Origin of the sequence: Bacteroides sp. HMSC067B03, assembly GCF_001811315.1 — a bacterium.
Classification (GTDB): Bacteria; Bacteroidota; Bacteroidia; order Bacteroidales; family Bacteroidaceae; genus Bacteroides; species Bacteroides faecis.
The window spans coordinates 20,946-28,264 of the sequence record NZ_KV804512.1; the positions used below are offsets into that span (position 1 = coordinate 20,946).

7 protein-coding genes and 1 pseudogene are annotated in these 7,319 nt (G+C 52.3%); 6 read left to right on the forward strand and 2 right to left on the reverse strand.

Going from position 1 to position 7,319, the window contains the following annotated elements; translation table 11 throughout:
• Nucleotides 1-12: 12 nt before the first annotated feature.
• Together mobB and mobA are read right to left on the reverse strand one after the other, a co-directional pair.
• The gene (gene mobB / locus HMPREF2794_RS26960; RefSeq protein ID WP_139147308.1) at nucleotides 13-1,281 is read right to left on the reverse strand and encodes a conjugal transfer protein MobB; all 1,269 of its coding nucleotides are present in this window, start codon (nucleotides 1,279-1,281) and stop codon (nucleotides 13-15) included.
• Nucleotides 1,266-1,688 carry a conjugal transfer protein MobA gene (mobA, locus tag HMPREF2794_RS26965; protein ID WP_005924185.1) on the reverse strand — a complete coding sequence of 141 codons (423 nt, stop codon included), beginning with the start codon at nucleotides 1,686-1,688 and terminating at the stop codon, nucleotides 1,266-1,268. Before mobA ends, mobB begins: the two co-directional genes overlap by 16 nt.
• A 553-nt stretch (nucleotides 1,689-2,241) precedes the next feature.
• Here mobA and HMPREF2794_RS26970 point away from each other — a divergent pair.
• The 6 genes and pseudogenes from HMPREF2794_RS26970 to HMPREF2794_RS26995 form a co-directional block, all read left to right on the forward strand.
• Complete coding sequence (locus HMPREF2794_RS26970) at nucleotides 2,242-3,024, forward strand: ParA family protein (RefSeq protein ID WP_070753205.1); 783 nt, start codon at nucleotides 2,242-2,244, stop codon at nucleotides 3,022-3,024.
• A 1-nt stretch (nucleotide 3,025) separates the two neighbouring features.
• Complete coding sequence (locus HMPREF2794_RS26975; RefSeq protein ID WP_008648474.1) at nucleotides 3,026-3,427, forward strand: DUF3408 domain-containing protein; 402 nt, start codon at nucleotides 3,026-3,028, stop codon at nucleotides 3,425-3,427.
• A 2-nt stretch (nucleotides 3,428-3,429) separates the two neighbouring features.
• On the forward strand, nucleotides 3,430-4,092 hold the full coding sequence (locus HMPREF2794_RS26980) for a hypothetical protein (protein ID WP_070753207.1): 663 nt from the start codon (nucleotides 3,430-3,432) through the stop codon (nucleotides 4,090-4,092).
• Between the two features lie 169 nt (nucleotides 4,093-4,261).
• Nucleotides 4,262-4,558 (forward strand): DUF4134 domain-containing protein, encoded by a 297-nt coding sequence (locus HMPREF2794_RS26985; protein ID WP_004308755.1) that lies wholly within the window; start codon nucleotides 4,262-4,264, stop codon nucleotides 4,556-4,558.
• A 10-nt stretch (nucleotides 4,559-4,568) separates the two neighbouring features.
• Nucleotides 4,569-4,904 (forward strand): DUF4133 domain-containing protein, encoded by a 336-nt coding sequence (locus HMPREF2794_RS29760; protein WP_007845738.1) that lies wholly within the window; start codon nucleotides 4,569-4,571, stop codon nucleotides 4,902-4,904.
• A pseudogene (locus HMPREF2794_RS26995) lies at nucleotides 4,901-7,285 on the forward strand (TraG family conjugative transposon ATPase); the annotation flags it as partial. The gene HMPREF2794_RS29760 and the pseudogene HMPREF2794_RS26995, both read left to right, overlap by 4 nt.
• Nucleotides 7,286-7,319 lie beyond the last annotated feature (34 nt).

Sequence of the window (7,319 nt, forward strand, 5' to 3'; positions counted from 1 at the left end):
TGTTTTTTTAAGTTAGTCGATGCGCCTTGTGCGCTTCTTTTTCTTCTTTCTCTTTTGGCGGGCGGTGTCCTGCGGCTCGTCACCGCCTGATGCACCGCCGCCCAGCAATCCACCGAACGCACCCAGCACGGAAGCCACGCCCGAAACGATGTCGGATTTCGGCGTGAAGCCCGGCTGTTCCTGATGCGTGGATTGTTCCCGCTGTTGTATTTCCACTTCTGACTGGTATATATTTCCGGTTTCGCCCGAAAAACGTTCGTTGAACACGTTCGCCGAATACTCCTTGCCCAAGCGTGAACCGTTCAGCACCACCCGGCTGTCGTGGTCGATGAACGTAACGCCGTAGATGCGCCCGCTGTCATTCTGACGGAATACCACGTCAATGCCCTGCTTCTTTAGCTGTTGTTCCAGTTCTTTGCGACTGCGGGCGGTCTGCATGGCAGTGGCTACAATCTTCCGGGTGCGTTCTTTCAGTTTCCCGTTCCTGATTGCTTCGCCCGATTTCTCCATTCTGCGCTGCACCGCTTCATAACCCACCGACTTGCCGATGCGGGAAGCCTTTACCGGGTTGCCCGCCTTTTCTCCCTTGTCGTTCATGGCGGAATAGACAATGCCCTGATAGGGCTTGCCGTTCACTTCACCCTTGACTTCCTCGGCGCACACGTTGTAAGCGGCAAGCAAAGCCTTGTACTCCCCGAACGACTGGAAGCGGTAGCCATAGCAAGCCGCTTTCACGGTATTGCCGATTTGGTGCTTCACGTCCCCGGCGGCATAGTCCACCTTTTTAAGTTCCGGGCGTTCGGCACGTTCCTTTCGCTCTGCCGGGTGCAGCCCGTATTTCTTTTCCAGTTCACGGGTGATTTGCTTGCTGCGCCGATGCTCGAACTTGTCATTCAGCGGCTTGCCGTTCTCGTCCACCCGCAACCCCACGATGTGGATGTGGTGGCGGTCGATGTCGGTATGCTTGTACACCAAATAGGGCTGGTCGCCATAGCCCAACTTCCGCATATACTCTTTGGCAATGTCGGAAAGCTGCTGGTCGGTCAGCACGTCTTCCGGGTGCGGGTTTATGGAAATATGAAGTATCGGCTTCTTGGTGGATAGCTGGACGGGCATCTGCATTTCAAAGCTGCGCATACACTCGCCGATAGAGAAATTCCCGTCCTCGCTCAACAGCATCCGGTTGGAGAAAAGCACCTTTGCTTCCCCGCTGTCCACCTTGTTTTGGTTGTACGCCAGTGCGCCGAACATATTGCCGCCCGTGCTTATTTTGGCAACCATAGTTCCTTGCACTCGTTTGTCAGGTCGATAACCTGACGGTTCAACACAGCCAGTTCGGTGGTCGCTTTCTCCAGTTTGTAGAGAAAAGCCAGTGCCTTTTTCTCCGAAAAGTTGCTGTGCAACGCCTTTACGACTTGGTTGTAATTGACCGCTACCGCTCTGAATTGGGCGTAAAATTCGGTCAGCCGGGCGCAATACTCGACCGCCGATTTGTCCACTTTCACCACCCGGAACGGCTCGCCGAACAACCGGGCGGCGATGAAACGGGACTTGCTCGTGACGCCCGACTGCTCCCATTGCGAGAGGAAGCGGGCGTTCTCCCGGTCGTTCAGGTAAAGGACATGGCGATGCTTCGCCGGGTCTGCGAGGGCGGGGCGACCGCCCTTGTTGGGTTTTCTTGTTTCCATACTTCTTTAAATTAAAAAATTACGACTTCGGAGTGATTTTTACCCCCGCAAGGGGCAAGGCGTTTTCAGGCACGGAAAACGGTTTTGTAGCATACAAAACACACCTTGCTATTTTCTGACGAAAATCGAAATCCGTCACGGACGGATTGGGGTTAGCGTGGAACGATAAGCCCAGCCATTCACCAGCCCTGTTTTACACCTGCGCCCCCTGCGGTTCGTTACTCCGCTGCAAAGTAACGGTGATTTATAATGCTGTAAAATAGGCGGTTGGTGGACAAAACGGGACAGCGCAGGACAAATCGGGACAAGGTTTTCAGGGGACGTTTTTTCTCCCTTTTTTTGCATCGGATTTCAAGATTGAAAGCAAGATTGAAAGAAATATTCCAATCAGGAAAGAATGATTGAAAGCAGGATTTCAATAAAACGTGATTGCAGGATTTCAATATTTCAAGAAAGAATGAAAGCAGGAAAACAAGATTGAAATAAAACAGTCTTTCAAGATTGCAATATGGAATGAATGATTGAAAGCAATAAATAAATCTATCAACCAATAATGAACGGAAGCAATATGGAAAACGAGAAAACACCCCTTTATGTCGCCTTTTCCACCCAAAAGGGCGGGGTCGGCAAAACCACCTTTACCGTGCTGGCGGCGAGTTACCTCTACTACCTCAAAGGCTACGATGTGGCGGTGGTCGATTGCGACTACCCGCAACACTCCATTGCCGGGATGCGCAAGCGGGATGCCGAGCAGGTCGGGGCGGATGAAGATTACAAGCGAATGGCGTATGAGCAGTTCACCCGGCTGGGGAAGAAAGCCTACCCGGTATTGTGCAGTTCACCTGAAAAGGCGATTGCAACGGCTGACGAACATATAGCCACCGGACACGTGCCGGATATAGTGTTTTTCGACCTGCCCGGCACGGTGAACAGCGAGGGCGTGATAAACTCCCTTGCGGGCATGGACTACATTTTCACCCCCATTTCAGCCGACAAGGTGGTGCTGGAAAGCAGCCTGTCGTTCGCAATGGCTATCCAAAAGCTATTGGTGAGGAATGAAGCCTGCCGACTTGCCGGGCTGTACCTCTTTTGGAACATGGTGGACGGTAGGGAGAAAACAGACCTTTACACCGCCTACGACAAGACCATTAAGGAACTGGAACTGCCGCTGATGAAAACCTTTATCCCCGATACCAAACGCTACAAAAAGGAACTGGTGGCGGATAAAAAGGCGGTGTTCCGCTCCACGCTCTTTCCCGCCAGCCGCCCGCTGGTAAGGGGAAGCAACTTGGAAGAACTGATAACCGAAATAGTGTACTACATCAAATTAAAATGATATGGCAAAGCAAAGCGGCGGGATGCCGAAGATAGACGAGGATTTCATGAAAGAGCTTATCTCGCAGGGTGTTCCCAGTAAACAAGATAATAATAAGACGAATGATGTACCGCAAGAAACACAAACAGAAACGGTGCAAGTAGAGAAACCGACACCCCGCAGGCGCAAGGGCGGTTCGGGCGACTACCGGGAAACCTACTTTCAGAAAGTGGAACTGGCAGACCGACAGCCCTTATACGTGAGCCGTACCACGCACGAGAAGCTGATGCGTATCGTGACAGTGATAGGCGGGCGCAAGGTGACGGTAAGCAGCTACGTGGAAAACATTCTGCTGCGGCACTTCGAGCAGTACCAAGACGAGATAAACACCCTGTACGAAAGCCACTTCCAAAAGCCTGTCTGACTATGATAATCTATTGCATACTTACCGGGCTTTTGGTGTACTATATCGCCCTATGGCTGTGGTATCGCTACACGGACAGCCGGACATCAACGGGCAGAACGGATGATGCGCCACTCCCACGAAACGGGGTTTCAGGCTACACGCTGATAGGTGAAAGCCGATACAAGGGCGGACTAATCGGGACAGCGCAGGACAAATCGGGACACCTCCCGCAAGCGGCTGAAAATGATACTATTTTTGCGCCGCAGGCTGACGGACAGCCGGAAGAAAACATTCCGGAAACAGCAGCCGAAGCGGAAGAAACGCCCGGTTACGAGAATGACGAACCCGACTACGAGGACGAGGAAATAGCCGGGTACATGGACGGTGACGATGATACCGGGCGGGCTACGGGCGTGAGCTTCGATGAACTGGGCGAAGCGGTACGCACGGCGAACGCCGACAACCCCACCGAAGCGGAGAAACGGCAAGCAGCCGGGACACTGGCAAGCATTGAGGGGACGAACCTCTACGATGCGGTGGTGGAGAACATCAACGGCGGGCTGGCAAAGGTGGCGGAACTGCTGGGACGCAACGAAGCGGAACTGGCTACGGCTGCTGTCCCTGCCGGAACTGGCGATACAAGCGAGGAACACGAAGCGTTCGACATGAACGATTTCCTATAATATAATAATGTATAAGCCTGACAGCATGAAACAACGGGATTACGGTTGATTGGCAACCTGAAAACAAACAGACAAACGGGACTATCCCCGACCACTAAAATTTCAAATTATTCACCAGCCGGGAAAGGCGGACTATCCACCCGCCGCCCGGCATTAAAAACAAATCACAATGAGAAAGAAAATCTTCTTGTCGGCGGCTATACTTGCCGCCGTGGTAAGTGCCTACGCACAAGGAAACGGGCAGGCGGGCATCACCGAAGCCACGAACCTAATCACCGGGTATTTTGACCCCGGAACAAAACTGGTGTACGCAATCGGGGCGGTCTGCGGCTTGATTGGTGGGGTAAAAGTATATAACAAGTTTTCAAGCGGCGACCCCGACACCTCAAAGACCGCCGCCAGTTGGTTCGGGGCGTGCATCTTCCTGATTGTCGCCGCCACTATCCTGCGTTCGTTCTTCCTCTAAAAAGGCGGCAATGTCTGAATATCCGGTAAACAGGGGTATCGGGAAGCCGGTGGAGTTCAAGGGGCTGAAAAGCCAGTACCTCTTTATCTTTTGCGGCGGCTTGCTCGCCGTCTTCGTGGTGTTCATCGTCCTGTTCATGGCAGGCGTGAACCAGTGGCTATGTATCGGTTTCATCGTGTCGGCTTCGCTGCTGCTCGTGTGGCAGACGTTCCGGCTCAACGCCAAGTACGGCACGCACGGGCTGATGAAAGCTGCCGCACGCAAAAGACACCCACGCTTCATTATCAGCCGAAAGGCGATACCCCGGCTGTTCAACTACAAAAGAAGAAAGGAAGAAAGAACATGAGGAATATGTTAAAGGCTACCACGCTGGAAAGGAAATTTCCACTTTTGGCGGTGGAGAACGGCTGCATCATTTCAAAGGATGCGGACATAACGGTGGCTTTCAGGGTGGAACTGCCCGAACTGTTCACCGTCACCAGTGCCGAGTACGAAACCATACATTCGGCGTGGTACAAGGCGGCCAAGGTGCTGCCCGACTACTCCATAGTACACAAGCAGGACTTCTTCATCAAGGAGAACTACCAGCCCGACACCGAAAGGGGCGAGCTTAGTTTTTTAAGCCGCTCCTTTGAACGGCACTTCAATGAACGCCCGTTCCTGAACCATTACTGCTACCTGTTCCTGACGAAAACGACAAGGGAGAGAAGCCGCCGACAGAGCGACTTCTCCACCCTCTGCCGGGGCAGGATTGTACCGCAGGAGATAGCCGACAAGGAAGCGGCGGCAAAGTTTATCGAAGCGGTCGGGCAGTTTGAAAGGATTATGAACGACAGCGGTTTTGTCACCCTTACCCGGCTGGCGGCATCGGAAATCACCGGGCAGGACGGAAAGGCGGGCATCATCGAGAAATACTTCTCGCTCTCGCAAACCGACACTACTTGCCTGAAAGACATCGGGCTGTACCCGGAAGAAATGCGGGTCGGGGACGATATACTGTGCCTGCACACGCTTTCAGACGTGGAAGATTTGCCCGGAAAGGTCGGGACGGACTGCCGATTTGAGAAGCTGTCCACAGACAGAAGCGATTGCAGGTTAAGTTTTGCCGCCCCGGTGGGCGTGCTGTTGTCGTGTAACCATGTCTATAATCAGTTCATCTTCATAGACGACCACGCCGAAAACCTGAAGAACTTCGAGCAGACCGCCCGGAACATGCAATCGCTCTCCCGTTACTCCCGTGCCAACCAAGTGAACAAGGAGTGGATAGACGAGTACCTGAACGAAGCGCACAGCAAGGGGCTTATTTCGGTACGCTGCCACTGTAACGTCATGGCATGGAGTGACGATAGGGACGAACTCAAACGCATACGCAACGATGTGGGAAGCCAGCTTGCGCTAATGGAGTGCAAGCCACGCCACAACACGGTCGATACGCCCACGCTCTTTTGGGCGGGCATACCCGGCAACGAAGCCGACTTCCCCGCAGAGGAAAGTTTCTACACGTTCTTGGGGCAGGCTCTCTGTCTGTTCGTGGAAGAAACGAACTACAAGAGTTCGCTTTCGCCCTTCGGCATCAAAATGGTGGACAGGGTAAGCGGTCGCCCGCTGCACATCGACATATCGGATTTGCCCATGAAGAAAGGCATCACGACCAACAGAAACAAGTTCATACTTGGGCCGAGCGGGTCGGGTAAGTCCTTCTTTACCAACCACATGGTGCGCCAGTATTACGAGCAGGGTGCGCACGTGCTGCTGGTCGATACGGGTAACAGTTACTTGGGGCTGTCCCGGCTTATCCACAACCGCACGCACGGCGAGGACGGGATTTATTTCACCTACACCAACGAGAACCCGATAGCGTTCAACCCGTTCTATGTCGAGGACGGGGTATTTGACATCGAGAAGAAAGAGAGTATTAAGACCCTGATACTCACCCTGTGGAAGCGGGATGATGAAGCCCCCAAACGGTCGGAAGAAGTGGCGTTATCCAATGCGGTAAGTGCCTATATCGACCTGATAGGCAAAGACAGTTCGGTAACGCCCTGCTTCAACACGTTCTACGAGTTTGTCCGGGATGATTACCGCCGACAGCTTGAACAGAAGAACGTCAGGGAAAAGGATTTTGACATTGACAATTTCCTGAACGTGCTTGAACCGTACTATCGTGGCGGTGAGTACGACTACCTGCTGAACTCCGACAAGGAACTGGATTTGTTGCATAAACGCTTCATTGTCTTTGAGTTGGATAACATCAAAGACCACAAAATTTTATTCCCGGTAACGACTATCATCATCATGGAAGCCTTTATAAACAAGATGCGCAAGTTAAAGGGGATAAGGAAGTTAATACTAATTGAGGAAGCGTGGAAAGCGATTGCATCGGCGAACATGGCGGACTACATAAAATATTTGTACAAGACCGTCCGAAAGTATTTCGGGGAAGCGATTGTAGTCACGCAAGAGGTAGAGGATATTATTTCTTCCCCTATCGTGAAAGAAAGTATCATCAATAACTCGGACTGCAAAATATTGTTAGACCAAAGGAAATACCTTAACAAGTTCGACAGCATACAGAACCTCTTGGGACTGACCGACAAGGAGCGTTCGCAGATATTGTCTATCAACATGGCGAACCACCCCGGACGGAAGTACAAGGAAGTTTTCTTCTCGCTGGGCGGCACACAATCGGCGGTGTACGCCACAGAAGTTTCGTTGGAAGAATATTACGTGCGCCCGTAAAGGGAATTTGACGAATGTCGCT

What these genes read in the sequence shown, in the direction of transcription:
- mobA (WP_005924185.1), bottom strand. Translation starts at nt 1,688, where the DNA reads ATGGAAACAAGAAAACCCAACAAGGGCGGTCGCCCCGCCCTCGCAGAC.
- HMPREF2794_RS26980 (WP_070753207.1), top strand. Translation starts at nt 3,430, where the DNA reads ATGATAATCTATTGCATACTTACCGGGCTTTTGGTGTACTATATCGCC.
- HMPREF2794_RS26970 (WP_070753205.1), top strand. Translation starts at nt 2,242, where the DNA reads ATGAACGGAAGCAATATGGAAAACGAGAAAACACCCCTTTATGTCGCC.
- mobB (WP_139147308.1), bottom strand. Translation starts at nt 1,281, where the DNA reads ATGGTTGCCAAAATAAGCACGGGCGGCAATATGTTCGGCGCACTGGCG.
- HMPREF2794_RS29760 (WP_007845738.1), top strand. Translation starts at nt 4,569, where the DNA reads ATGTCTGAATATCCGGTAAACAGGGGTATCGGGAAGCCGGTGGAGTTC.
- HMPREF2794_RS26975 (WP_008648474.1), top strand. Translation starts at nt 3,026, where the DNA reads ATGGCAAAGCAAAGCGGCGGGATGCCGAAGATAGACGAGGATTTCATG.
- HMPREF2794_RS26985 (WP_004308755.1), top strand. Translation starts at nt 4,262, where the DNA reads ATGAGAAAGAAAATCTTCTTGTCGGCGGCTATACTTGCCGCCGTGGTA.